Source organism: Acinetobacter gyllenbergii CIP 110306 = MTCC 11365 (assembly GCF_000413855.1).
GTDB lineage: Bacteria > Pseudomonadota > Gammaproteobacteria > Pseudomonadales > Moraxellaceae > Acinetobacter > Acinetobacter gyllenbergii.
This window is the reverse complement of the sequence record NZ_ATGG01000016.1, coordinates 141,906-165,854: the sequence shown is the minus strand read 5'-3', so window position 1 is coordinate 165,854 and position 23,949 is coordinate 141,906. Positions and strand designations below refer to the sequence as shown.

The window sequence follows — 23,949 nt, the reverse complement described above, 5'->3', positions numbered from 1 at the left end:
CGCACCTACTTCAGAGCCTTTTTCAACAACACAAACAGAAAGATCAGGCAGGTTGTTTTCAATCGCTAATTGACGAATTTTAATCGCAGCAGATAAACCCGAAGGTCCTGCGCCAACGATCACTACGTCAAACTCCATTGACTCTCGGCTTTGATCCTTCATTTTAAGAAATATTATTTCGCTTAGCGATACTTTATGTTAATAAAATGAAAATATCAAATAAAAATAGCAAAAAATTGCCTAACAGAGAGATTTAGGGGAGGCATAAAAAGGCCAACTTGATCAAGTTGGCCTTTTTATTGGAAGATCTACTTTTAAGAATTTTGTGGGTCGTAGAGTTTTTCCTTAATAAACAGGGCAGGAATCACACCACAAATCAGGTAAGCTGCTCCCATGACAACAAAACCTAAACCAATAGATCCACCAGAAGCTAAAAAACCAATCGTTGCAGGTGCTATTGCAGCACCTAAACGACCTACATTGTATGCGCCGCCAATAGCCGTACCACGAATCGCTGTTGGAAAGCTTTCAGTCATATAGGTGGCATTTACACCATATGGAATACCGTATAAAAAGCCGAAGACAACCAGTAAAAATAAAATATTTTCGGGGGTATTATAGAAAACGATTAGTGGCAGAAAAATTGCAGTGCCAATTGCACCAAAAGCATAAGTAAAACGGCGTCCAAGTTTATCTGCCATCATCCCTGCAAGTACTTTACCGAGAATCATGGCTGTATAGGTACCTACCATATAGGCTGTCATTTCCTTGAACTTCATTCCGAGTTCGCTTTCCAGATATGAAGGCATCCAGTTATTCACACCGTAATAACCAAATTGTAAGAAACCAGCAGTTAAAGCCCAGAGTATAAACATATTACGATTGCGTTTATCCTGAAAAATAAGTTTCAAAGCTGACGGTTTTTCAGCGTTCTCACTTAAATTAGGCTGCTGTAAACGGGATTCTTGCCATGCGAGTGGCTCTGGAACCAAAATATGCATGAAGATCGCAAGAATGACAGGAATAATGGCAACATAAAATAGCATACGCCAACCATGATCCGGGATAATCCAACCTGCAAGCAATGTTGCTACAATATATCCGACGGTCCAGCCCGCCTGTAAAGTTCCGAGTACTGTGGTACGATACCGTGTAGGTACATATTCAGCCATCAAGGTGTTGCAGGCTATATAAAGTGAACCTAAGCCTAATGAAGCAAAAAATCTTAAAATACCGAATTGAAGAAAACTTTGAGTAAAACCAAGTCCGCAAGTTAATAGCGAAAAAGTGAGAATCGAAATAACAACGATGCGGACACGCCCGAATTTATCACATGCCCAACCACCAAAAATCCCACCAATGGCCATACCCGCCAAAGTAAAACTACCGAGCATACCAGCTTGAACCGAGCTTAAGCCAAAATCTGCCTTAATACTATTTAAGCTATAGGACAGTAGCATTAAGTCTGCGCCATCTACCAATAAAGCCAGAAATGCAAAAATAAAAGCAATTTTCCAAGTATGAGCTTTTATTGCAGAGGAGGGTGCATTGTAATTTGTAGCCATAATCCATTACCTACATTTGACTGATCGCACTTCAAATCGTTTGAAAGTGCTGAAAAAATGTTTAAGACGCAGCGCGAATCATATTTTTTGCAATAATCAATTGTTGAACCTGCGTGGTGCCTTCATATAAGCGGAACAAGCGTACATCACGGTAAAAGCGCTCAATGGCATATTCACTGATATAACCCGCTCCACCATGAATCTGTACGCAGCGGTCAGCTACGCGGCCACACATTTCAGTGGCGAACATTTTTGCGCAGGATGCTTCTGTACTAATATTTTCACCATGATCACGGCAGCGGGCTGCATCTAGAACCATACATTTAGCCGCATAAATTTCTGCTTTGGAATCAGCCAACATGGCTTGGATTAACTGAAAACTAGCAATCGGTTGACCAAACTGTTTACGCTCAATCGCATACTTTAAAGAATCATCCAACATGCGTGTGGCTGCCCCTACACTCAGGGCAGCAATATGCAAACGACCTTTATCCAGAACTTTCATGGCTGTTTTAAAGCCCATCCCTTCTACGCCGCCAATTAATGCAGACGCAGGAACACGACAATTTTCAAAAATCACATCACAGGTATGTGCGCCTTTCTGTCCCATTTTTTTATCTCGTTTGCCAAGAAAAATCCCCGAAGTTTGACTATCGACAATAAATGCAGAAATACCAGCAGCCCCTTTAATTTCAGGGTTGGTACGTGCCATCACTGTAAATACACCAGCATGTGGGGCATTGGTAATAAAACGCTTGGTCCCGTTTAATACATAAAAATCACCATCTTTTACCGCACTGGTTTTGAGCGCAGCAGCGTCAGAACCTGCATCTGGTTCAGTAAGACAGAACGAACTAATTATTTCACCACGGGCTAAAAGAGGCAGGAAAAAAGATTTTTGTGCTTCTGTCCCATCAATAATTAGACCGCTAGAGCCGATCCCATTGTTGGTACCGATCAGAGAGCGAAAGGCTGGGGAAGTACGGCCAAGCTCGAAAGCAATATAAACCTCTTCTTCCATCGTCAGCCCAAGACCATCGTACTGTTCTGGAATGGTGAGTCCAAACAGGCCAAGTGATTTCATTTGCTCAATAATATCTTTTGGAATTTCATCTGTTTCAGCGACTTCATTCTCATGAGGAATTAATACACCTTCAACAAATTGTCGAATCATATCGACCAGTTGGTTCAGTGTTTCCTGATCTCGAATCATAGTCATATCCTTTGTACAAGCAGCTAAAAACAAAAATACGATGTTCGTAAAATCATCAATATTGATGCGATAGTAATCAAAGGAATCTCACAAAACAATATATTTTGAAAATAAATTTCGCAATGCGGTATAATGTTTGTTGTTAGTGGTTTCTAATCTGTTGATTTAATTAATCTATATTTATTGAATAAAAATCATATTTTTTGATGGGAAATTAAGGTTTGATTTTTTAAAATCTTGTTTGTATATTAAAAATATATATCGCTATGCGAAACTTATGTGAGGTAAGTTTTCCTATAGGAAATTAAGCACAAGTGAGTAGGATAAACATGGGCGCTTTAAATGGAATTCGTGTACTTGATTTGAGTCGGGTACTAGCTGGACCGTGGTGTGGACAGATACTTGCTGATCTGGGTGCAGAAGTGATTAAGGTGGAACGACCAAAGGTCGGAGATGATACCCGATCTTGGGGGCCACCTTGGATGAAGGATGATGCTGGATCAGACACGCGAGAAGCAGCTTACTATCAGTCGACAAATCGTAATAAGCTCTCGGTTGCAATTGATATTGCCACTCCTGAAGGACAGGAACTGATCAAAGCTTTAATTCAGGATACAGATGTTGTCATTGAAAATTATAAGGCTGGTTCGCTGAAAAAATATGGGCTGGATTATGCTGCATTGTCCGCAATCAATCCGGGTCTGGTCTATTGTTCGATCACGGGTTTTGGACAAGATGGTCCACGTGCAGAAGAGCCTGGCTATGATTTTATTATTCAGGGAATGGGTGGGCTAATGTCCGTCACAGGAGAAAAGGATGATTTGCCTGGAGGAGGTCCACAAAAAGTAGGCGTGGCATTTTCTGATTTGGCGACAGGATTATATTCTACGATTGCAATTCAAGCCGCGCTACTCAATCGTCATGTGACGGGTTTGGGCCAATATATCGATATGGCTTTATTAGATGTGCAAATTGCAACAATGGCCAATCAGGGAATGAATTATCTGTCTTCTGGAAAAGTGCCTGAACGGTATGGCAATGCACACGCCAATATTGTGCCATATCAGGTGTTTAAAGCTACTGATCGGGAGTTTATTATTGCATGTGGCAATGATACTCAGTTTATTCAGTTGTGCAGAAGTATTGGCTTACCTGATTTACCGAATGATTCTCGATTTAGTCGCAACGCAGACCGTATTCAGCATCGAGATGAAATTATTGGGATTCTATCAGCGCATTTTTTAACAAAGACAGCAGATGAATGGGTTGTTGCTATTTATGCAGCTAAAGTTCCTGTTGGAGTGATCAATAATCTGGCACAGGCTTTTCAAGAGCCGCAAGTGATTGCAAGAAAAATGCTGGTTGATATGCCGCATCCGCAACGCGAGAAGCTAACCGTGATTGGGTCGCCGATCAAACTTTCAAGAACGCCAGTTGAGTATAAAACTGCGCCACCTTTATTGGGTGAGCATACTGATAAGATTTTAACTCGGGTTCTTTCTCAGGAAAAACTGGATGAATTAAAGCTGAAAGGGATTGTTGGATAACAAATGTACCAAAGTCAAAATGCATCTGTATTTTGACTTTGCTTTTTGATTGTACTTAACTAGGTTGTTTAGATATTCATGGATGAGCTTTAACTGTTTATTATAGAAAAAATAGATTATAATTTTCGCAGTGCGAAACTAATATTTAGATTGGTAAAATCATGAATGATGCCGTAGATGCAGAACAAACAGAAAAATTACTAGCGCCTTTAAGGCATGAGTTGTTACATCCGATTGAAGACATGCAAGATGAAAATGACCGCCAATTTATTACGGCTTTAGCTCGTGGTTTAGAGCTGCTACGCTGCTTCACTCCAAAACATCAGCATTTGGGAAATCAGGAATTAGCGCAAATGACAGGTTTGCCGAAGCCAACGATTACTCGTCTCACGCATACTTTGTCTCGTTTGGGATATATCAAGCAAGTCCCGAATTCGAGCAAATTCCAGCTCTCTGTGGGTGTCTTGGCTTTTGGCTACTCCATGCTTTCAAATGTATCGATTCGTTCTATTGCGCATCCCTATATGAAGAATTTAGCTGACTATGCGGGCGCTGCTGTTGCAATGGCAACACGTGATCGACTGAATATGATTTATCTGGATGTGGTACAAGGTAAAGGCAATATGACCATGCGCCGTCAAGTTGGAACCTATTTACCGATTCATTTAAGTTCGATGGGGCGTGCATGTTTAGCTGCCATGCCTGAAGATGAACGAGAATTTTTACTTGATGCGATTCGCAGTAAGCATAAAGAAGACTGGATCAAGATTAACCGTGATCTGGATAAAGCCTTTAAAGACTATCAGGATTTTGGCTATTGTTTTTCGATTGGTGAATGGCATAAAGATGTCAACTCGGTTGCGGTTCCATTAATTCATGAACAGCATGGTTTACTGGTGTTTAACTGTGGTGGGCCGAGCTTTATTATGAATCGAGAAAAACTTGAAGAGGATATTGCTCCACGTCTTTTACATATGGTGAATAATATTCGTACCGAAATTAGTTAAGCGCGTTCTTCATTTTAAAAAACCAGCATCATATTTATGCTGGTTTTTTATATCACGCACACAATAATAAAGACATAAAACGGCAAAAATTAAGCCTAGCATACAGACACCTACCCATCCGAAGTGTTTCCAAGCATAGCTTCCCGCTGTTGTACCTAATGCACCGCCAGCAAAGTAACCTGTCATATAAATCGCGTTAAACCGTGAGCGTAATTCTTGATTAAGTTTAAATACAATACTTTGGTTGGTGACATGTACCGCAGAAAGAGAGGCGTAGAGAATGAGTAAAGCAATAATGTAAAAGGTAAAATGATAGGGTAAAAGTGAAAAAAGTATCCAACTTAAAATTAGCCCAATGCCGCAATAGATCGAAATTTTATGAATATAGCCTTGATCAATAAATTTGCCTGAGAAATTAGCAATGAAAGTCCCTAACACGCCAACAAAACCAAAAAGACCAATGGTAAAGTCACTAAAAAAGTAGGGCGCTGGAGCCAGTAGCAACGACATGGTGGTAAAGGTTAGGCTAACACAAGCAAATGTAAAACCACCAATATAAGTTCTAGTCCTTAAACGTCGATTTTGAATAAAAATCTGTGGTAAAGAACGAATGGTTTTTACATAGTTTTCAGATTTGGTGGGTGGAAATAACCCGATATTACGATGCAAAATAAAGGCAATAACAAGTAATAGAAAACCACTGACCAAATAAATAATATTCCAAGCGAAAAGCGTAGACATCAGTCCAGAAAGCGAACGAGCGAGTAAAACCCCCATCATTAGTCCGCTCAGTAAAAAGCCAACCACACGGCCGCTTTGTTGAATCGGAACCAGACTTGCAGCAAGGGGTAATAACAATTGGGCTGAACTGGAAAAAAGACCAGTAATGACGGTACCAAGCAGTAAAAGATAGATGTTGTGCGAAAAACCGCTAATAATTAATCCACTTGAAGCCAATAGCATAAAGATAAAGAGTAGCTTGCGCTTTTCTATTATGTCCCCTAATGGCATTAAGAAAAGCAAGCCACATGCGTAGGTGATTTGGGCTAGAGTCGGCACCCACGCTGTAGTTGTTTCGGTTAAATTTAGGCTTACACTAATTGAATGAATGAGTGGCTGACTAAAATAATTTCCACCTGTACAAATGCCTGCGGCAATCGCCATTAAAATAATGGTTGGGGTATAGAGTGCGTTTTTCATCATGCCTTAGTCATAATGAAAGTGGAACTTTAATCAACTCAACCATGATTGTTTTAAGCACGATTGTTAGTGCGTTTCATTCAAGGCATCTTGAATGTTGTGCACCATATGGATTAAACGTGGTCCAATTTCACCTTCAAGTTTTTCCGGATTTAAATGAAAACTTGGCGCACCACAGTTAAAAACATAAAGACCATGTTTGGAGCTGACCAAAGGTACAGCCACCGAGTTCACTTCTTTATGCCACTCGCCTAAAGACAAACAATATCCATAATCTTGGTAATCACGGAAAGCTCGTTCTAAAGAACGTTTTATGGCTGGCCAGTTTTCGGGATTCTTTTGTTTCAACGCATCAAGTAGAAAGTTACGTTCACGTTCAGGGGTCGCAGCTAAGCATGCTCGGCCCATTGAACTACTATGAATTGGCAAAGTAGAACCAATTGGACGACGCATATTTAATGCAGTTTCAATTTGTACAACATCGATATACACCATATTTAATCGGTCACGCGTTGCCATCGCCACAGGGGCCTGAACATACTGACTCAACTCTTCCATATATTGATGAGCAATATTACGAATCGAGATATTAGATAATGCTGCATATCCTAAAGATAAAACACCAATGTCTAATGTGTATTTGGTTGAGTTAGGCAATTGTTTTAAATAACCTAATGACACAAGGGTATTGGTAATACGTGCAATGGTCGGTTTAGGTAAACCTATCATTTTTGCTAATTCTTGGTTGCCAAGCACCTGATTATTTGCAGAAAAACACCTTAAAAGTTCTAAACCGCGTGCTAAAGAAGCAATAAACTGCGGATTATTTTCTCGATGTATATGCGAAATAGGATCTAAACGTATCTCATCAAAATTTATTGGTTTTTCAGTTTCCATGTTTTGAGACATTCGATCCTCAAATATAATTAAAGCAATAGTTTTGCTATTATATTTCGCTCTGCAAAATAAATCCATTCATCACTGCGCTGTTGTGATGAATGGATATCAGAATCAATGGTTATGAAACGTTTTCAATCACCATCGCAAGACCTTGGCCTACACCAATACAGAGGCTCACCACTGCATATTTCTTTTTACGGCGTATAAGTTCGCGTGCCACTGTTAAGCTAAGACGAGCGCCAGATGCGCCAAGTGGATGACCCACTGCAATCGCACCACCGTTCGGGTTTACACGTGGGTCATTAAAATCAACGTTCAAGCCTTTTAAACACGATAAGACCTGTGAAGCAAAGGCTTCATTAATTTCAATAATATCCATGTCATCTAAAGTAAGGCCTGCCCGCGCAACTGCTTTCTTAATGGCTTCAATAGGGCCTGCACCCATAATACGTGGTTCAATACCAGCTGCTGCCGCTGATAAGATTTTTGCCATGGGTCTTAAGCCATATTTTTGACCTGCTGCTTCTGAACCAATTAAGAGCGCCGCTGCACCATCATTAATACCTGAGGCATTACCAGCAGTGACCACACCACCTTCAAACAGCGGTTTTAATTTGGTGAGTGCTTCAACAGTTGAGCTTGGGCGAGGGTGTTCATCTTCGCTCACTGATTTAGGTGGTAATTTTTTGCCTTGAAATACTTCAATTGGGGTGATTTCACCAGCAAAGAAACCTTCTTCTTTGGCTTTTTGATATTTGGCTTGTGATTGAGCTGCAAATAAATCGGCTTGCTCACGGCTAATACCAAAATCGGCTGCGACGTTATCACCTGTTTCAGGCATTGAATGACCGCCGTACTGAGCAATAATTTTTTTATTTGGAAAACGAGAGCCAATTGTGGTGTCATAAATTTTTGCATCACGGCTATAAGCACTTTCTGCTTTACCCATGACAAAAGGTGCACGTGACATACTTTCTACACCACCTGCGATATACAAATCACCTTCGCCACAGGTGATGGCTCGGGCAGAGTCAATCACAGCACCTAAACCACTAGCGCATAGACGGTTTACTGTCTGGCCCGGCACAGTGACTGGTAATCCAGCTAGTAACAGCGCGTTGCGAGCCACATTACGACTGTCTTCACCTGCTTGGTTGGTATCGCCTAAAATTACATCTTCAATATCAGCACCTGGAACACCAGTTTTTTCTAATAGTTTTTGAATGACAGTTGCAGCTAAATCATCAGGGCGAATTGAGGCAAGTTCACCTGCATGACGGCCAAATGGGCTACGTAAACCATCATAAATATATGCATTTAACATTGAGAAATTCCTTTTCAAGACTCATGAGTAAAAGTAAGAGGTAAATGTAGTGCGACACGACGTTGTAACCACGGGCTAGGGCGGTAACGTGGGTCATGCGTAAGCGCTGTTATACGGTTCAGAATGAGTAAGATTTTTTGGCTACCGACATGATCGCCCCATTCAATTGGGCCAAATGGATAACCCAGGCCTAAGCGGACAGCGGCATTGATATCATCTACAGTTGCAACATTTTGCTGTGCAATATCACAGCCTAAATTAATCACCATGGCTAAAACACGCTGTGCAACAAAGCCAATACTTTCATTAATCATACTCACCAGATTTCCATCTAGATTGAAAATAGAGTGAGCTGCCTGACGGTATTCAGGTTTGATAATAAGTGATGGCATTAAGGTTCGATGCTTTGCAATGCCATAAAGCATGTCTATCGCAACAGTTTGTTCTGGGTTAACGCCTAGGCGAGTAGCTGCTTGAGTTGTGTCTTCACCATAACAAGCGAGTAAACATAAGCTATCTGTTTGTGGCTCGGTGTTGGTGTCTAGAGCAATATTTTGCTGAGTTAAATAATCTTCGATCTGTTTTTTATCTTCAGGGAAATCTGTCGCAATCCAAACTTTTGGATATCGGGCTAAACGCTCTACAAACTTGGCAGGTTGTTCCCCAGTTTTTGAACCCGTCTCATAGTTATAAAAACCTTGATTGACTTTACGTCCAAGTTGCTTGGCATCTAGCATTTGCTTGGTGAGCGGGCTTGGTTTGTAACGGGCTTCTTCATAATACTGATGATAAATCGACTCCATCACAGGGTGAGAAACATCAAGGCCAGTTAAATCCATTAATTCAAAAGGACCCATTCTAAATCCTACGCCGTCACGTAAAATTCGGTCAATTTCACTGATGTCACAGACATTCTCGTTTAAAATTTTAAGTGCTTCAGTTCCATAAGCGCGACCTGCATGATTAATAATAAATCCAGGGGTATCCTTCGCAACAACAGGGCGATGGCCAAAGGCACGAGACAGATCATTTAAGGCATTAATAATAAGAGGGTCAGTTTTTAAACCACGAATGACTTCGACCACTTTCATGAGTGGAACTGGGTTAAAAAAGTGATAACCCACAACACGTTCAGGTTTTTTACAATTTGCAGCAATCGCTGTAATAGACAGAGAAGAAGTGTTTGAGGCTAAAATGGTATTGTCGGAAACAATATCTTCAAGCTGCTGCATCAAGCTCTGTTTGATATCGAGGCGTTCAACAATTGCTTCTACAATCAGATCGCAATTTTTTAAATCTTCAATTTGCTGAGCAACAACTAAATGGCTATTTGCCTGAGCTGCTTGCTCAAGTGTAATTTTATTTTTGTCGACTAACTTTTGAAATGTGGCAGCTAGTTTTTCTTTGGCCTGTTCTGCTGCACCTGCTTTGGCATCATATAAATAAGTGGTATGACCTGACTGTGCAGCAATTTGAGCAATACCACTGCCCATAATACCGACACCAATCACAGCCATGCTTTTAATATCATAAGTCATGTCGATCATCCTGATGATTAATCTATATTTGAAATTAAACGGAAAAATAGGGTTTTTTGATTTAGCTTAAGCATTGTTTATCACCATCAATCGGTAAGATTTGACCAGAAATAGAGCGTCCGCTGTCTGAAGCTATAAATAGGCATAAATCTGCAATATGCTTTGGATTGACAAAATATTTGAGCGACTGATTTTTTAGTGCGTTTTGAGTGACTTCTTCAAGTGAGGTATGGGCTACATTGGCACGGGCCTGTAATACACGTTGAACTCGATCACCATCTACCGCACCTGGAAGGATCGCGTTAACTCGAATATTGTCTGCACCAAGTTCCATAGAAAGCGTTTTGGTAAAACCAATCAGGCCCCATTTGGAAGTGGAATAGGCTAAACGGTATGGATAGCCTAAGCGTCCGGCAATAGATGACATATTAATAATTACGCCTGCTTTTGCTTGCTTTAAATAGGGAATGGCTAACTGGGTCATTAAAAAAGTGCTATTCAGGTTTAAATTAATCACCGTGTTCCAATCATCAAAACTTAGTTCATTTGCTGCAACGGTCGGGCCTGAGATGCCTGTGTTATTAACTAAAATATCGATACCGCCAAGTTTCTGAACTGCTTCATTAAACATGAGTTTAATTTGCTCATGATCAGCCAAATTACAGGTATGTATATGCAGCTTTGGATAGTCTTTCTGAAACTGTTCAAGGCTTTTAGCGCTAATATCACAAACAAAAACTTCATCATGGCTGGTTAAAAATGCCTCGGCAATGCATCGACCAATCCCAGAACCACCTGCACTAATCAATACTTTTCTGCTCATGTTCAGTCCTTAGTTATTATCGTTTTGAATTACTTACCTTGATAAAACGGTTTACGCTTTTCAATAAAAGCTTGAACGCCTTCATTTTTATCTTCGGTAGAAAATAGTAACTGGAATGATTTTCGCTCTAGGGTTAAGCCAGCATTTAATGGAACGTCTTCGCTCATCAGCGCAACTTCTTTAATTTGTTGCAAGGCAATAGGAGGCATTTTTGCGAGGCTCTGTGCCATTTGAATCGCAGTTGGGATCGTCTGGTCGTCTTCTGTGACTTGTGAAACAAGACCAATCATATAAGCTTCTTCGGCTTTCACCATAGCACCCGTCATAATCATGCGCATGGCATGGAATTTACCCACAGCACGGAACAAACGTTGTGTACCACCAGCACCCGGCATTAACCCGACTTTAATTTCCGGCTGACCAAAGATTGCGCCTTTACCAGCAATAATAATGTCAGCATGCATTGCAAGTTCACAGCCACCTCCTAATGCATAACCATTGACAGCAGCAATCACAGGTTTAGGGCACTGGGCAATTGCGTTCCAATAACGTTCGGTATGACGTAATAACATTTCTGTGGAAGTTGCGGTTGCCATTTCCTTTAAATCTGCACCTGCAGCAAAAACTTCTTCACCACCTGTGAGTACAACCGCATTGATCTCATCATTAAAAGTCAATTCGGTAAAAGCTTGTGCTAGTTGTTTGCGAAGCTCTGTATTCAGTGCATTTTTTGCTTCAGGTCGGTTTATTTTTACAATCGCTATTTTTTGAATAGAAAAGTCAACTTCTACGAAATTATTCCCTGTTAATACACTCATTTTGAATTCCTTGTTTCGCATATCAAAACTATATTCCTTTTATGATGCTTATTTTGGAATTTATTTCAAGTTTTATTTAGTCTCTTAGAGTAATTATGATTGGTCAAATAAGATAAGTGATTGATATTGTGTATTGGTAATTTTTTAAATTTCGTTTAACGAAATTAATTTTCAAAAAAAGCTTGAAATTTGTGTTTTTGTTCTCGTACTATGAAACACATCCGCAGTAAACAAGATTTAAAACATGGTATCCAGACAAGCTGGAGATAGCTGGTGGGTACGATGGAAATACATAAAAAGGGAGATCACAGATGATCCGTGATGAAGGGATGTTGGAACAATTACTTTCAACTATTCGAGATTTTGTAAAAAATGAATTGATCCCTCGTGAAAACGAAGTGGTAGAGAAAGACAAAATTCCAGATGACATAGTGCAGCAAATGCGTGAGCTTGGTTTGTTCGGCCTCACAATTCCCGAAGAATATGGGGGCCTAGGCATCACCATGGAAGAAGAAGTCAGAGTAGCATTTGAACTTGGACAAACTTCACCAGCTTTTCGCTCTTTAATTGGTACTAATAACGGTATTGGTTCTAGTGCGATTTTGATTGATGGTACAGAAGAGCAAAAGCAAAAATATTTACCGCGTTACGCAAGCGGCGAAATTATTGGTTCATTTTGTTTAACTGAACCTGAATCTGGTTCTGATGCGGCATCTTTAAAAACCAGTGCAGTCAAAGACGGTGACTTTTATATTCTAAATGGCACCAAACGATTTATTACCAATGCACCCCACGCTGCAACTTTCACGGTAATGGCACGAACCAATCCTGAAATTAAAGGGTCAGCTGGTATTTCAGCTTTTTTAGTTGAGGCCAACACACCAGGCATTACATTGGGCAAAATTGACCAAAAAATGGGGCAGAAAGGCTCTCATACCTGTGATGTCATTTTTGAAAATTGCCGTGTACCTGCTTCTGCATTGATTGGTGGGGTAGAAGGTGTCGGTTTTAAAACAGCAATGAAAGTGCTTGATAAAGGGCGTTTGCATATTGGTGCATATAGTGTGGGCGTTTCTGAGCGTATGTTAAATGACGCACTGCACTATGCAATTGAGCGCAAACAGTTTGGTCAGCCTATTGCGAACTTCCAGTTGATTCAAGCCATGCTTGCTGACTCAAAAGCCGAGATTTATGCGGCTAAATGTATGGTCCTAGATGCAGCTCGCCGCAGAGATAATGGCGAAAACATCAGTACAGAAGCATCTTGCGCAAAAATGTTTGCAACTGAAATGTGTGGCCGTGTTGCTGATCGCTGTGTACAGATTCACGGTGGTGCAGGCTATATCAGTGAATATGCCATTGAGCGTTTTTATCGCGATGTGCGTTTGTTCCGTTTATATGAAGGCACTACGCAAGTTCAACAAATTATTATTGCAAAAAATATGATTCGGGAAGCAACAGCCTAATAAAAAATCAAGTGCCATGAGGCAGGGGATGCCTCATATTCTTGCTGAGGATATGGACATGACGACAGAAACAGCTATACAAGAAAGGGATCGCGGGGAAGCGATTCAAACACCTAAAAAGATTTGGATTACCGCATTTATATTCGCTTTTTTAACATTGTTGTGTGATGGGGCAGATTTAGGTTTTTTGGCATTGAGCCTGACCAGTCTTAAAACAGAATTTCATTTAACGGGTGTACAAGCTGGAACATTAGGCAGTTTAACACTTTTAGGTTCAGCAATTGGTGGCCTGATTGGTGGTTGGGCTTGTGACCGTTTTGGACGGGTGCGCATTATTGTGTTTTTTATTGCTTATTCTTCAGTTTTAACCAGTGCGCTGGGTTTTACTGATTCTTATATGCAATTTGCAGTTTTAAGAACTTTTGGAGCGATGGGCTTAGGTGCGCTCTATATTGCTTGTAATATTTTAATGTCAGAAATGGTGCCAACAAAACATCGCTCGACTGTTTTGGCTACTCTTATGACGGGTTATACCTTAGGTTCTTTGTTAGCGACTTTATTAGCAGGTCATATTATTCCTGAACATGGCTGGCGTTTCCTTTATTGGATTGCAATCACGCCTGTGGTGTTGTCAATTTTAATGCACTTTTGTGTACCTGAACCTGAGTCTTGGAAAAAAGCACGTCAATTAAAAGCGCTAGAAGTCGCTCAAAGTAACCAACCTAAAAAACGTCAAAACCCATATATTGAAATTTTAAGAGATAAGAAACACGGCACCATGTTTGTACTTTGGATTATTAGTACAGGTGCATTGCAGTTTGGTTATTACGGGGTGAGTAACTGGTTACCAGCTTATTTAGAGTCTGATCTTGGCATCAAATTTAAAGAAATGGCTATGTATATGGTCGGTACTTTCCTGATTATGATGTTCGCCAAAGTGATTGCAGGAATTATTGCCGATAAATTAGGACGTCGCGCTGTATTTGCTTTCGGAACCATTGGTACAGCCTTATTTATTCCAGTCATTGTCTACTTAAATACACCAACGAATATTTTATGGATGATGCTGTTCTTCGGTTTCCTTTACGGTATTCCTTACGCCATTAATGCCACCTATATGACAGAAAGTTTCCCGACTTCTATTCGGGGTTCGGCAGTGGGTGGCGCTTATAACATTGGTAAAGTACTTTCTATTTTCTCTCCATTAACAATTGGTTTTCTATCTCAAAATGGCTCGATTGGTTTAGGTCTATTAGTGATGGCGGGTGCTTATTTTATCTGCGGTGTAATTCCATTGTTATTTATTAAAGACCGACTATTTAACCCGCAAAAAGCAGAGTGATGGCTTGAGCTGTTACTTCAATTGAATGATGAAAAGGGATACGTGAGATGATAAATAAAATCACCCAGAATATTGAACCGATTTTAAAAGCAATTCCAGATGGTGCAACTATCATGACAAGTGGCTTTGGGGTCACAGGCCAACCTGCTGAGCTCATTGAAGCTTTAATTGATCTGGGGAAAAAAGAGCTGACCATTGTGAATAACAATGCCGCTTCCGGTGATCGGGGATTAACAAAATTGATCATCGCAGGTTGTGTGAAAAAAATGATTAGCTCATTTCCAAAGTCGGCAGGCTCAACTGTATTTCAAGACTTGTACCGTGCAGGAAAAATTGAGTTAGAACTCGTGCCGCAAGGCAACCTAGCCTGTCGCATTCAAGCCACAGGCGCTGGTTTAGGGGCAGTTTTTACCCCGACAGGTTATGGAACCAAAATTGCTGAAGGCAAAGAAACCCGCACCATTAACGGTAAAAACTATGTACTTGAATATCCGATTGATGCTGATTTTGCCCTGATTTATGCTGATAAAGCTGATCGCTGGGGAAATTTGACCTATCGGAAGGCTGCACGAAACTTTGGTCCGATTATGGCCAAAGCAGCAAAAACAACCATTGTTCAGGTCAACGATACCGTTGAAATTGGAACACTTGATCCTGAATGCATTATTACGCCTGGAATTTTTGTGCAGCATGTTGTGAAAGTAGGAGATATTTAATGTCAGTTCAAAAACGTTCTCGAGAAGAGATTGCCATGTTGATTGCACAAGATATTCCTGAAGGTTCTTATGTGAATTTAGGAATTGGCTTGCCGACCAATGTGGCCAAGTATCTACCTAAGGATAAAGAGATATTTCTGCATTCTGAAAATGGTGTTTTGGCTTTTGGACCACCTCCAAAACCTGGCCAAGAAGACGAAGATTTGGTCAATGCAGGCAAGGAGTTGGTGACTTTGCTGGACGGTGGCTGCTTTATGCATCATGGTGATTCTTTTGACATCATGCGTGGTGGGCACTTGGACATTTGTGTTATTGGCGCTTTTCAGGTGGCTGTCAATGGAGATTTAGCCAACTGGCATACAGGTAAGCCCGATGATGTACCTGCTGTCGGTGGTGCAATGGATCTGGCTGTGGGTGCAAAAAGTATTTATGTCTATATGGAACACGTGACTAAAAAAGGTGAAGCAAAAATTGTTGATGCACTCACATATCCAATAACTGGGGAACAGTGCGTAGATCGTATTTATACCGATTTATGCATTATTGAGCTCAAAGATCAACAAGCCTATGTCACGGAAATGGTAGCGGGTTTAAGTTTTGATGAATTACAGGCGCTGACAGCCTGTCCATTGATTGACGCGACAGTGGTTTAGCCTTACACCCACGGGAAAGGCTTCTTAAAGGACTAAAAGATGAAAAAATTAATTTTAGCTGCAGCTTGCGCTGCGGCTTCAGGGACTATTTTTGCAAATTCTTCTGACACCACAGAACAAAGAATTAATTTGCTAGAAACCGAGCTGCAAAAATTAAAAGCAGAACTTGCTGCTCAAAAACAAACTCAAAATAATTTACAGGTCAAACAAGTAAAGATCGAAGAGAACATCGAAAAAACTAAAGCAACGGTAACAGAGAAGCCCGTTGCTCCTTCATGGGTCACTTGGACGGATAATGTGAAGGTTTACGGTATTGCCCGACTAGATGCAGCAGTTGATTTTAAGTCTTCTCCAGATTCAGGCGGCAGAACCACAAGCAGTATCTATCGAACTCCATTTGAAAGCGCGCAACGCTCAAACCATTCCCGTTCGGATGCAAGCATAAATGCCAGCCGACTCGGTGTCTATTTCAACAGTCCAGACAAGGCGATCAAAGGAAATGTGGAGGCTGATTTCTTTGATAGTTCCAATATGGGAACTGGTGATGGTAAATTCCGTATTCGCCATGCATTTTTTACCTATAAAGACTGGACCTTTGGCCAAACATGGTCATTAATGTCTAATATGGAAACCCGAACGGAATCGGTCGATTACACCCAGTTTATCGGTACATCTTATACACGCACACCTCAGGTGCGTTATGACTGGAAAATTGATCAGAATCATGATTTGAAAGTGGCATTTGAATATACGGGTTCACGTGTATCAGCTTTTCCAACATTGACGGGGCGATATACCGTCAAGCAAGGACCGTTAATGGCATTGGCTCAAGGCTTTGTGAATGAGAAATCTGTGGACGTGGCAAAAGAGACGGTTAAGAAAGTCAGTTGGGGGGCGGGTGCGGGACTCAAATATCAACTTGATCCACAGCAATCTGTTCAGGCGAACTATCAATATATTGTAGGTGATCAAAAGTTCATGCCTTATACCACGCAAAGTGGGTTGGTGAATGCTACGGCATTGAATGCAGCAGGGGATTTCTCTTTAGATCAGGATAAAACCGATTTAATGATGAATAAGCTAAACAGTTTTAATCTCGGTTATTCGTATAAATTCAATGATCAATGGCGTACCAATGTATCGGCTTCGCTATTTGAATATGATGACAACACTGAATATGCCAAACTGAATCAGGATGCCAATAAACGCTTAACCGATTACGCCGTCAATGTCTTCTATTCACCTGCCGAGCAAATTGATATTGGGATGGAATATCATCAAGGAAAACGTGAGGTATTTGATGGCAGAACGGCGGATGTGTCACGCCTTAACTTTGTGTCGATGTATAAGTTTTAAAAATAAGGCAAGGGAACATGGATAAAATAGCTCGGCTCGATACAGACGCGATATTGTCAAAAAGCTTTATTTTTATCATGGCGATGACATGTGGAATTTGTGCGGGTTCAAACTATTATAACCAGCCGTTGATTTATTCAATAGCAGATGCATTAAAAGTCAATGCCGATCAAGTTGCTTTAACCATTGTAATTAGCCAACTGTCATATGCAGTTGGCCTTTTTATTCTGGTTCCCTTAGGTGACTTTTTTGAAAAGCGAAGTTATATTTGCTTGCTTATGTGCTGTACAGGCCTTGCACAAGTAGGGCTATCCTTGAGTCAAACCTTGCCAGTTTTATATGGCTTTACCTTTTTAGCGACATTCTTTTCTATTGCAACTCAAGTTTTAGTTCCTTTCGCCGCAGGTTTAGCCAGCCCACAAAAAAGTCCTCAAGTTGTAGGCACTCTCATGAGTGGTTTGTTTTTGGGAATATTATTGGCACGTTCTATTGCAGGCTTACTTTCTACAATTTGGTCTTGGCACGCGGTTTATTTGATTAGCGGAATTGTCATTTTGGGGTTTGCTTGGGTGATGTGGATGAAGTTGCCAGTTGCACGTAAGTCTCACCAACTCAATATTCTACAGATTTATGGTTCATTATTTTCATTAGCAGCTCATCAGCCTCATTTACTGCGCCGTGGTTTTGCCGGAGGAATTGGCTTTGGAATTTTGGCTCTGATTTTTACCACGATGACTTTTATTTTGGCGAATGAGCCTTATCACTTTAACGATTTTCAGATTGGTTTATTTGGAATTGTTGGTTTGGCTGGCGTATTTGCGACCCCTTGGGCAGGTAAGAAAATTGCGGCAGGGCTTGAAAATAAAATTGCGATGATTTGTATGGGGCTATTAATAAGTGCATGGATACCGCTATTTTTTGCACAGCAGTCTCTAGTTGCTTACGCTGTTGGGGTTGTTATGGCTTATTTCGGTTTGTCGGCATTTCATGTTTTAAATCAAAATCTAGTCTATCGAATTTCGGCAGAAGCGCGTTCTCGTATTAATTCGATTTATATGACCTTATATTTTGGCGGAGCGGCTCTAGGTTCCTTTATTGCCGTATATGCTTGGAAACATTGGGGGTGGACGGCATGTGTGATACTTGGAGTAATGATGGCAATCATCAGTTTTATGATTGATCGCCTAGATTTTCATGCAATGAATAACGCAGAGGCGCAGAAAAAAGCACTATAAAGAGGAGTTTGATATTGCTCTTGCTATGTTTTGCGAATGATCATTAAGGTTGCCGAGGCAAAGGCATACACTTTACCGTTTTCATCTACGATTTTACCTTCGGTACTAATAATATTTCGGCCCGCATTAATTAACTCGGCTGTCGCATAGTAAGACGTATCAATCTGCATGGGGCGAATCATTTTTACATTTAGGTCGATGGTGCCATAACCAACCCCATGTTCCAGTAAGGTATGCGCTGCACTCCCTGTAACGGTATCCAGAGCTGTTGCACAAAAACCGCCATGTACACCGCCTTGTATATTTCGATGTTCCTGTCCAGGAGTAACTTTATAGGTTGCTTTTCCTTTTGAAACCTCAATGAGTTCCATAGGTAGCGTGTGGGCCATAGGAGAAGGAGACACCTCACCATTTTTTAAAGCCGTTAAAAATTCAAGACCAGTATATTTCGGGTTATCCATAAATCGTCCTTGGATGTTTAAGCAATCTCATCACAATACTATAAATTAAATTTTTACGGAATATTATTTCGCAAAACAGAATTTTTAAATTCTCTTTAATTTTTGCTATCAATCATGATTAATTAAAATAGCTGTTAATATACAATAAATTATGTTTTGTGATAGAAGTCTGTTGGTGTTTTTCACAAAATAAACATTATTAAAATGAAAATAAATTTTGCAATAAGAAATTTATTTGATATTTTTGAGGTTAGGAAAAATAAAAGTTCCCTCAGGAGCAGTGCTGTCTCTTCAGGGAAGAAAGACAAGGGAAAAAATCATGCCTTTATACAAAGCTCCTCAACGCGATATGCAATTTGTACTACATGAATTGCTTCAAACCGAACAAAACTACCAAAAATTATCTAAATATCAGGATATCGTCAGTCGTGAACTAGTAGATCAATATTTGGAAGCAGCAGCAGATTTTTGTGAAAATGAACTGGCTCCAATCAATCAAAATGGTGATCAAGAAGGTTGCCATTTAGATCAAGGTATTGTGACCACCCCGAAGGGGTTTAAAGAAGCTTATGATAAATATGTGGAGCTTGGATTTACCTCTCTCACTGCCGATCCGGAACATGGTGGGCAAGGCTTACCGACCTTATTGCGAATTGCCATTTCTGAGATGTTATGTGGTTCTAATTGGGCATGGGCAATGTATCCTGGTCTATCGCACGGTGCGATGCGAACCATTGAGCATCACGGCACTGAACAGCAAAAACAGGTATTTTTAAGCAAGCTGATCCGTGGTGTTTGGACAGGAACCATGTGTTTAACGGAATCTCATGCAGGTTCAGACTTAGGTTTGATTCGTACTAAGGCTGAGCTGAATTCAGATGGAAGTTATGCCATCACAGGAGAAAAGATTTTTATTTCCGCAGGGGAACATGATCTTTCAGAAAATATTATCCACATTGTGTTGGCTCGTTTACCAGATGCGCCGACAGGCACTAAAGGGATTTCTCTGTTTATTGTGCCGAAATTTAATGTCGATACTCAGGGCAATGTGCAAGATCGAAACAATGTGCTGTGTAGTGCGATTGAACATAAGATGGGGATTCATGGTAACGCAACCTGTGTTTTAAATTTTGATGCTGCAAAAGGTTATCTAATTGGTCCTGAAAACCGTGGGCTCAATTGTATGTTCACCTTTATGAATACCGCCCGGATTGGCACTGCTGTACAAGGTCTGGCTGCCTCTGAGATTTCATTTCAAGGAGCTTTAGCTTATGCCAAAGATCGCTTGGCGATGCGCTCTTTAACTGGAGCAAAGTGCCCTGATAAAAATGCGGACCCCATTATTGTTCATCCTGCTGTACGCGCCATGTTAATGACGCAAAAAGCATTTTCAGAGGGTGGGCGTGCCTTGGCCTATTTTCTAGCTCAGCATGTCGATATTGTTGAAACTTCAGATGATCCCGAGCAACGCAAAATGTCGGATGAATTACTGGCCTTTTTAACTCCGATAGCCAAAGCATTTTTAACAGAATCAGGCAATGAGTCTGCCAAGCATGGTGTTCAAGTATTTGGCGGTCATGGCTTTATTGTTGAGCATGGAATGGAGCAAATTGTACGCGATGCAAGAATATCCACCTTGTATGAAGGTACCACTGAAATCCAGTCTTTAGATTTACTGGCGCGAAAAGTACTGAAGTCTGAAGGAAAACTGTTAAAAAACATGACGGATTTAATTGAGCAGTTTGTTAGTGAACAGCAATCCAATGAAGTCTTGAAACCTTATTTAGAAAGATTAGCTGAGCTTAAACAACAGTGGTTGACACTGACTAAGACGATTGCAGAGAAAGCCAAGCAAAATCCTGAAGAAATTGGTGCTGCTTCAGTCGATTATCTCTATTTTTCCAGCTATGTGGTATTCGCTTACCTCTGGGCACGTATGGCACAAGTTGCCCATGAAAAACTGGACGAAGGCACGCAAGAGCAAAAATTCTATCAGGCTAAACTCAGTACAGCGAAGTTCTTCTTTCAGAAGCTATTACATCGTACACAAGCACATGCAGCTTCTATTGCGTCTGGAGCAGAGTCCGTGATGGAACTTGATGAGGACGCTTTTTCATTCTGAGTCCGATCCACGGGTTGTAAATTTTTTCAGAGAGTAGTGACAAATGGATTTTGAACATATTTTGATTCGTCAACACAACCGTGTTGGTTATTTAACGCTTAATCGCCCAGAAGTACTGAATAGTTTCAATGAACACATGCACTGTGAAATTGCAGCAGTTTTAGACCTTTGGGCAGTTTCGAGGGAAATAAAAGTGATTGTGATCTCTGGCGCAGGTAAAGGTTTTTGTGCTGGACAGGATTTAAGATCAAGAAGTCATACTGTCATTGCTGCCCCAGATTATGATGCAGGAGCTGCTTTAGAAAAATTCTATAATCCTCTAGTGCTTAAAATTACAGACATGACCAAACCTGTAATCGCTGCAGTGAATGGTGTAGCTGCTGGTGCAGGTGCCAATCTGGCTTTGACCTGTGATCTGGTGGTGGCCAAACAGTCTGCTTCATTCATACAGTCTTTTTGCAAAGTCGGTTTAATTCCTGATGCAGGCGGCACATGGAATTTACCGCAGTTGATCGGTTTGGCGCGAGCAAAAGGGCTGACCATGTTGGGAGACAAGCTTTCTGCCCAGAAAGCCTTGATTTGGGGGTTGATCTGGGAGGTTTATGAAGATGAGCTTTTCGATGCAAATGTCACCGCATTGGCTGAACAGTTAGCGGAGCAACCCAGTAGTTCGATTGCATTGATTAAACAAGCTTTAAACCGTGCTACACACAACACCCTTGCTGAGCAATTGCAGCTGGAGCGTGAATTTCAACGTATTGCAGGACAATCAGATAACTATAAAGAGGGTGTGGCAGCATTTATGCAAAAGAGGAAACCTGACTTTAGCTAGATACATTGACTGTGCATGACATTTACATCCAAAAAATGAAAAATAGTACTTGATATCGTAAGCACTTAAATAAGGAGATAACATGAGTCTAAAAGAAATGGTTTCGACAACCGAATGGGAAGCACGTTGTCAGTTAGCTGCTCTATATCGATTGATTGCCTATTATCGTATGACAGATCTTATTGATACCCATATCAGCCTACGTGTAGCAGATGAGAAAGGGCATTTTCTGATTAATCATTATGGTATTCCATTTGAAAGAATGAAAGCCTCTGATTTGGTTAAAATAGATAATGAAGGCAATATCGTAGAACATTATGATGCTGGTAAAACGGTGAATGTGGCTGGTTTTGTCATTCATTCAGCCTTGCATACAGCGCGTGAAGATATTCACTGTGTAATCCATACCCATACCGCAGATGGAATTGCAGTTTCAGCACAGAAGCATGGCTTGTTACCCATCTCGCAACACGCACTGAAATTTTATAAAAAAGTCAGTTATCACGAGTATGAAGGAGTTGCTTTACTGACGGAAGAAAGAGCGCGATTGGTCGATGATTTAGGAGACAATCGTGTGATGATTTTAAGAAATCATGGATTGTTGGCAACTGGCGATAGTGTGCAGCGTGCATTTCATGAAATTTACTTTCTAGAGCGTGCATGTCAGGCACAAATCAAGGCACTGGCAGGGGGAACAGAACTCCATTTTCCCTTAGAAGCGGTGTGTGAACATACCACCCAGCAATTCGAATCCGCAGGTGTTGAAAAAATTATTCTAAATGCCTGGAATGCAGCCTTGTCTTTAATTGAACTGCAACGTGAGGAATACTGCACATGATTGTGATTGCCACGACTGTACCCAAAGTTCAAAAATGGCTTGAAGATGCATTTCGGCAATACGCACCTCATGATTCCTATTGTTTAGCGGACAGTGAACAGGCTCAATCTGCGACCACAGCAGTTTCGTGGTTTCCGAATCTGGATCATTTAGAAAAATTGCCTGAATTAAAACTGATTCATTCAATGGCTGCTGGTGTTGAGCATCTGAATCTGCAGCGAATTGGCACGCAGTATAAAGTCTGTCGGGTGGTCGATCAGTTACATCAAAAAGGTATGTTCGATTATTTGCAGTGGGGCATTTTATATTATCAACGATTTTTTGATCAGGCTTTTAGACAGAAGAAACAACAACAATGGCGGCAGTATCCACAACGAGAACATGCTGAATTGAAAATTGGAATTATGGGCTTGGGGCAAATGGGCGGATATATGGCCAAGCAATTTGCTGCGCTCGGTTATCAAGTGTCTGGTTGGTCTCGTAGCCCGAAAAATATTGCACATGTGAGCTGTTATGCAGGTGATGAAGATTTTGACACGTTCTTGGGACAGGCTGAAATTCTGATTAATTTATTACCACTTACGGAAAATAATCAGGGTATTTTATCAAAATATTTATTTGATTTGCTTCCTGAACAGGCCTGTATCATCAATTGTGGTCGTGGTCAGCATCTGGTTGAGCAGGATTTATTAAATTATCTGGATTCTGGACGTTTACGTGGTGCAATTTTGGATGTCTTTGCAAAAGAACCCTTAGTTGAAAATCATCCACTTTGGCAACATGAAAAAGTGGTGATCACGCCACATGTTGCTTCACATGCACCTTGGTCGGTTGTGGTGAATCAAATTTTAGAAAATGATCAGCGTGTTATTCAAGGGCAAGCATTATTAAATCAGGTGGACACTTTGAAGGGGTATTAATGGATAAATATTCTCAGTTCAAATCATCAGTCAGTCCTACCAACTTTTAATTGTGAATCGACTGACGGAGCCT

22 protein-coding genes are annotated in these 23,949 nt (G+C 40.7%); 12 read left to right on the top strand and 10 right to left on the bottom strand.

Features of this window, described 5'->3' with window-relative positions:
* From F957_RS21150 to F957_RS09610, 3 genes are all read right to left on the bottom strand, one after another.
* Positions 1-162: NAD(P)-binding protein (locus F957_RS21150; protein ID WP_155765488.1), on the bottom strand; the 162-nt coding region annotated here is incomplete at its 3' end.
* Between the two features lie 152 nt (positions 163-314).
* Positions 315-1,565 (bottom strand): MFS transporter, encoded by a 1,251-nt coding sequence (locus tag F957_RS09605; RefSeq protein WP_016541018.1) that lies wholly within the window; start codon positions 1,563-1,565, stop codon positions 315-317.
* 61 nt (positions 1,566-1,626) lie between these two features.
* Positions 1,627-2,778, bottom strand: coding sequence for an acyl-CoA dehydrogenase family protein (locus F957_RS09610; RefSeq protein WP_016541019.1), 1,152 nt, complete (start codon positions 2,776-2,778; stop codon positions 1,627-1,629).
* Positions 2,779-3,107: 329 nt separating this feature from the next.
* Here F957_RS09610 and F957_RS09615 point away from each other — a divergent pair, with 329 nt between their 5' ends.
* Positions 3,108-4,325: a CaiB/BaiF CoA transferase family protein gene (locus F957_RS09615; protein ID WP_016541020.1), complete on the top strand. Its 1,218-nt coding sequence runs from the start codon at positions 3,108-3,110 to the stop codon at positions 4,323-4,325.
* A 161-nt stretch (positions 4,326-4,486) separates the two neighbouring features.
* On the top strand, positions 4,487-5,332 hold the full coding sequence (locus F957_RS09620) for an IclR family transcriptional regulator (RefSeq protein WP_000996082.1): 846 nt from the start codon (positions 4,487-4,489) through the stop codon (positions 5,330-5,332).
* A gap of 9 nt (positions 5,333-5,341) precedes the next feature.
* Here the strand turns inward: F957_RS09620 and F957_RS09625 are convergent, their stop codons facing one another.
* From F957_RS09625 to F957_RS09650, 6 genes are all read right to left on the bottom strand, one after another.
* Positions 5,342-6,535, bottom strand: coding sequence for an MFS transporter (locus F957_RS09625; RefSeq protein ID WP_016541021.1), 1,194 nt, complete (start codon positions 6,533-6,535; stop codon positions 5,342-5,344).
* A 63-nt stretch (positions 6,536-6,598) separates the two neighbouring features.
* The gene (locus F957_RS09630) at positions 6,599-7,441 is read right to left on the bottom strand and encodes an IclR family transcriptional regulator (RefSeq protein ID WP_016541022.1); all 843 of its coding nucleotides are present in this window, start codon (positions 7,439-7,441) and stop codon (positions 6,599-6,601) included.
* A gap of 109 nt (positions 7,442-7,550) precedes the next feature.
* Positions 7,551-8,756, bottom strand: a complete 1,206-nt coding sequence (locus tag F957_RS09635; RefSeq protein WP_016541023.1) for a 3-oxoadipyl-CoA thiolase — start codon at positions 8,754-8,756, stop codon at positions 7,551-7,553.
* A gap of 14 nt (positions 8,757-8,770) precedes the next feature.
* The gene (locus F957_RS09640; protein ID WP_016541024.1) at positions 8,771-10,294 is read right to left on the bottom strand and encodes a 3-hydroxyacyl-CoA dehydrogenase; all 1,524 of its coding nucleotides are present in this window, start codon (positions 10,292-10,294) and stop codon (positions 8,771-8,773) included.
* A gap of 61 nt (positions 10,295-10,355) precedes the next feature.
* Positions 10,356-11,117 (bottom strand): SDR family oxidoreductase, encoded by a 762-nt coding sequence (locus F957_RS09645; protein ID WP_016541025.1) that lies wholly within the window; start codon positions 11,115-11,117, stop codon positions 10,356-10,358.
* Positions 11,118-11,146: 29 nt separating this feature from the next.
* Positions 11,147-11,935, bottom strand: a complete 789-nt coding sequence (locus F957_RS09650; protein ID WP_016541026.1) for an enoyl-CoA hydratase — start codon at positions 11,933-11,935, stop codon at positions 11,147-11,149.
* Positions 11,936-12,246: 311 nt separating this feature from the next.
* On the opposite strand from F957_RS09650, the gene F957_RS09655 reads away from it, so the two are divergent.
* The 6 genes from F957_RS09655 to F957_RS09680 are packed head-to-tail and all read left to right on the top strand — an operon-like array spanning position 12,247 to position 18,703.
* Complete coding sequence (locus tag F957_RS09655) at positions 12,247-13,401, top strand: acyl-CoA dehydrogenase family protein (RefSeq protein ID WP_016541027.1); 1,155 nt, start codon at positions 12,247-12,249, stop codon at positions 13,399-13,401.
* A 58-nt stretch (positions 13,402-13,459) separates the two neighbouring features.
* The gene (locus F957_RS09660; RefSeq protein ID WP_212749887.1) at positions 13,460-14,743 is read left to right on the top strand and encodes an MFS transporter; all 1,284 of its coding nucleotides are present in this window, start codon (positions 13,460-13,462) and stop codon (positions 14,741-14,743) included.
* 47 nt (positions 14,744-14,790) lie between these two features.
* Entirely contained in the window at positions 14,791-15,459 is a 669-nt protein-coding gene (locus tag F957_RS09665; RefSeq protein WP_016541029.1) for a 3-oxoacid CoA-transferase subunit A, read from the top strand.
* Positions 15,459-16,112, top strand: coding sequence for a 3-oxoacid CoA-transferase subunit B (locus tag F957_RS09670; protein WP_005316634.1), 654 nt, complete (start codon positions 15,459-15,461; stop codon positions 16,110-16,112). The genes F957_RS09665 and F957_RS09670 overlap by 1 nt, the downstream gene beginning before the upstream one ends.
* Before the next feature lie 39 nt (positions 16,113-16,151).
* Entirely contained in the window at positions 16,152-17,468 is a 1,317-nt protein-coding gene (dcaP, locus tag F957_RS09675; RefSeq protein ID WP_016541030.1) for an outer membrane trimeric porin-like protein DcaP, read from the top strand.
* A gap of 17 nt (positions 17,469-17,485) precedes the next feature.
* Complete coding sequence (locus F957_RS09680) at positions 17,486-18,703, top strand: MFS transporter (protein WP_016541031.1); 1,218 nt, start codon at positions 17,486-17,488, stop codon at positions 18,701-18,703.
* 23 nt (positions 18,704-18,726) lie between these two features.
* On the opposite strand, the gene F957_RS09685 is transcribed toward F957_RS09680, so the two are convergent.
* Positions 18,727-19,179 (bottom strand): PaaI family thioesterase, encoded by a 453-nt coding sequence (locus F957_RS09685; RefSeq protein ID WP_141669887.1) that lies wholly within the window; start codon positions 19,177-19,179, stop codon positions 18,727-18,729.
* Positions 19,180-19,483: 304 nt separating this feature from the next.
* Here F957_RS09685 and F957_RS09690 point away from each other — a divergent pair, with 304 nt between their 5' ends.
* The 4 genes from F957_RS09690 (at position 19,484) to F957_RS09705 (ending at position 23,876) form a co-directional block, all read left to right on the top strand.
* Positions 19,484-21,286: an acyl-CoA dehydrogenase C-terminal domain-containing protein gene (locus F957_RS09690; RefSeq protein WP_016541033.1), complete on the top strand. Its 1,803-nt coding sequence runs from the start codon at positions 19,484-19,486 to the stop codon at positions 21,284-21,286.
* Between the two features lie 43 nt (positions 21,287-21,329).
* Positions 21,330-22,118, top strand: a complete 789-nt coding sequence (gene paaG / locus F957_RS09695) for a 2-(1,2-epoxy-1,2-dihydrophenyl)acetyl-CoA isomerase PaaG (RefSeq protein WP_016541034.1) — start codon at positions 21,330-21,332, stop codon at positions 22,116-22,118.
* 82 nt (positions 22,119-22,200) lie between these two features.
* Positions 22,201-22,956 (top strand): class II aldolase/adducin family protein, encoded by a 756-nt coding sequence (locus tag F957_RS09700; protein ID WP_016541035.1) that lies wholly within the window; start codon positions 22,201-22,203, stop codon positions 22,954-22,956.
* Entirely contained in the window at positions 22,953-23,876 is a 924-nt protein-coding gene (locus F957_RS09705; protein ID WP_016541036.1) for a 2-hydroxyacid dehydrogenase, read from the top strand. Before F957_RS09700 ends, F957_RS09705 begins: the two co-directional genes overlap by 4 nt.
* The last annotated feature ends 73 nt before the right edge of the window (positions 23,877-23,949 follow it).

Excerpts from the sequence above, each read along its gene's own strand:
- F957_RS09655 (WP_016541027.1), top strand. The coding sequence starts at position 12,247 with ATGATCCGTGATGAAGGGATGTTGGAACAATTACTTTCAACTATTCGA.
- F957_RS09650 (WP_016541026.1), bottom strand. The coding sequence starts at position 11,935 with ATGAGTGTATTAACAGGGAATAATTTCGTAGAAGTTGACTTTTCTATT.
- F957_RS09690 (WP_016541033.1), top strand. The coding sequence starts at position 19,484 with ATGCCTTTATACAAAGCTCCTCAACGCGATATGCAATTTGTACTACAT.
- dcaP (WP_016541030.1), top strand. The coding sequence starts at position 16,152 with ATGAAAAAATTAATTTTAGCTGCAGCTTGCGCTGCGGCTTCAGGGACT.
- F957_RS09705 (WP_016541036.1), top strand. The coding sequence starts at position 22,953 with ATGATTGTGATTGCCACGACTGTACCCAAAGTTCAAAAATGGCTTGAA.
- F957_RS09665 (WP_016541029.1), top strand. The coding sequence starts at position 14,791 with ATGATAAATAAAATCACCCAGAATATTGAACCGATTTTAAAAGCAATT.
- paaG (WP_016541034.1), top strand. The coding sequence starts at position 21,330 with ATGGATTTTGAACATATTTTGATTCGTCAACACAACCGTGTTGGTTAT.
- F957_RS09625 (WP_016541021.1), bottom strand. The coding sequence starts at position 6,535 with ATGATGAAAAACGCACTCTATACCCCAACCATTATTTTAATGGCGATT.
- F957_RS09700 (WP_016541035.1), top strand. The coding sequence starts at position 22,201 with ATGAGTCTAAAAGAAATGGTTTCGACAACCGAATGGGAAGCACGTTGT.
- F957_RS09645 (WP_016541025.1), bottom strand. The coding sequence starts at position 11,117 with ATGAGCAGAAAAGTATTGATTAGTGCAGGTGGTTCTGGGATTGGTCGA.
- F957_RS09610 (WP_016541019.1), bottom strand. The coding sequence starts at position 2,778 with ATGATTCGAGATCAGGAAACACTGAACCAACTGGTCGATATGATTCGA.
- F957_RS09620 (WP_000996082.1), top strand. The coding sequence starts at position 4,487 with ATGAATGATGCCGTAGATGCAGAACAAACAGAAAAATTACTAGCGCCT.
- F957_RS09630 (WP_016541022.1), bottom strand. The coding sequence starts at position 7,441 with ATGTCTCAAAACATGGAAACTGAAAAACCAATAAATTTTGATGAGATA.
- F957_RS09680 (WP_016541031.1), top strand. The coding sequence starts at position 17,486 with ATGGATAAAATAGCTCGGCTCGATACAGACGCGATATTGTCAAAAAGC.
- F957_RS09640 (WP_016541024.1), bottom strand. The coding sequence starts at position 10,294 with ATGACTTATGATATTAAAAGCATGGCTGTGATTGGTGTCGGTATTATG.
- F957_RS09605 (WP_016541018.1), bottom strand. The coding sequence starts at position 1,565 with ATGGCTACAAATTACAATGCACCCTCCTCTGCAATAAAAGCTCATACT.
- F957_RS09615 (WP_016541020.1), top strand. The coding sequence starts at position 3,108 with ATGGGCGCTTTAAATGGAATTCGTGTACTTGATTTGAGTCGGGTACTA.
- F957_RS09635 (WP_016541023.1), bottom strand. The coding sequence starts at position 8,756 with ATGTTAAATGCATATATTTATGATGGTTTACGTAGCCCATTTGGCCGT.
- F957_RS09670 (WP_005316634.1), top strand. The coding sequence starts at position 15,459 with ATGTCAGTTCAAAAACGTTCTCGAGAAGAGATTGCCATGTTGATTGCA.
- F957_RS09660 (WP_212749887.1), top strand. The coding sequence starts at position 13,460 with ATGACGACAGAAACAGCTATACAAGAAAGGGATCGCGGGGAAGCGATT.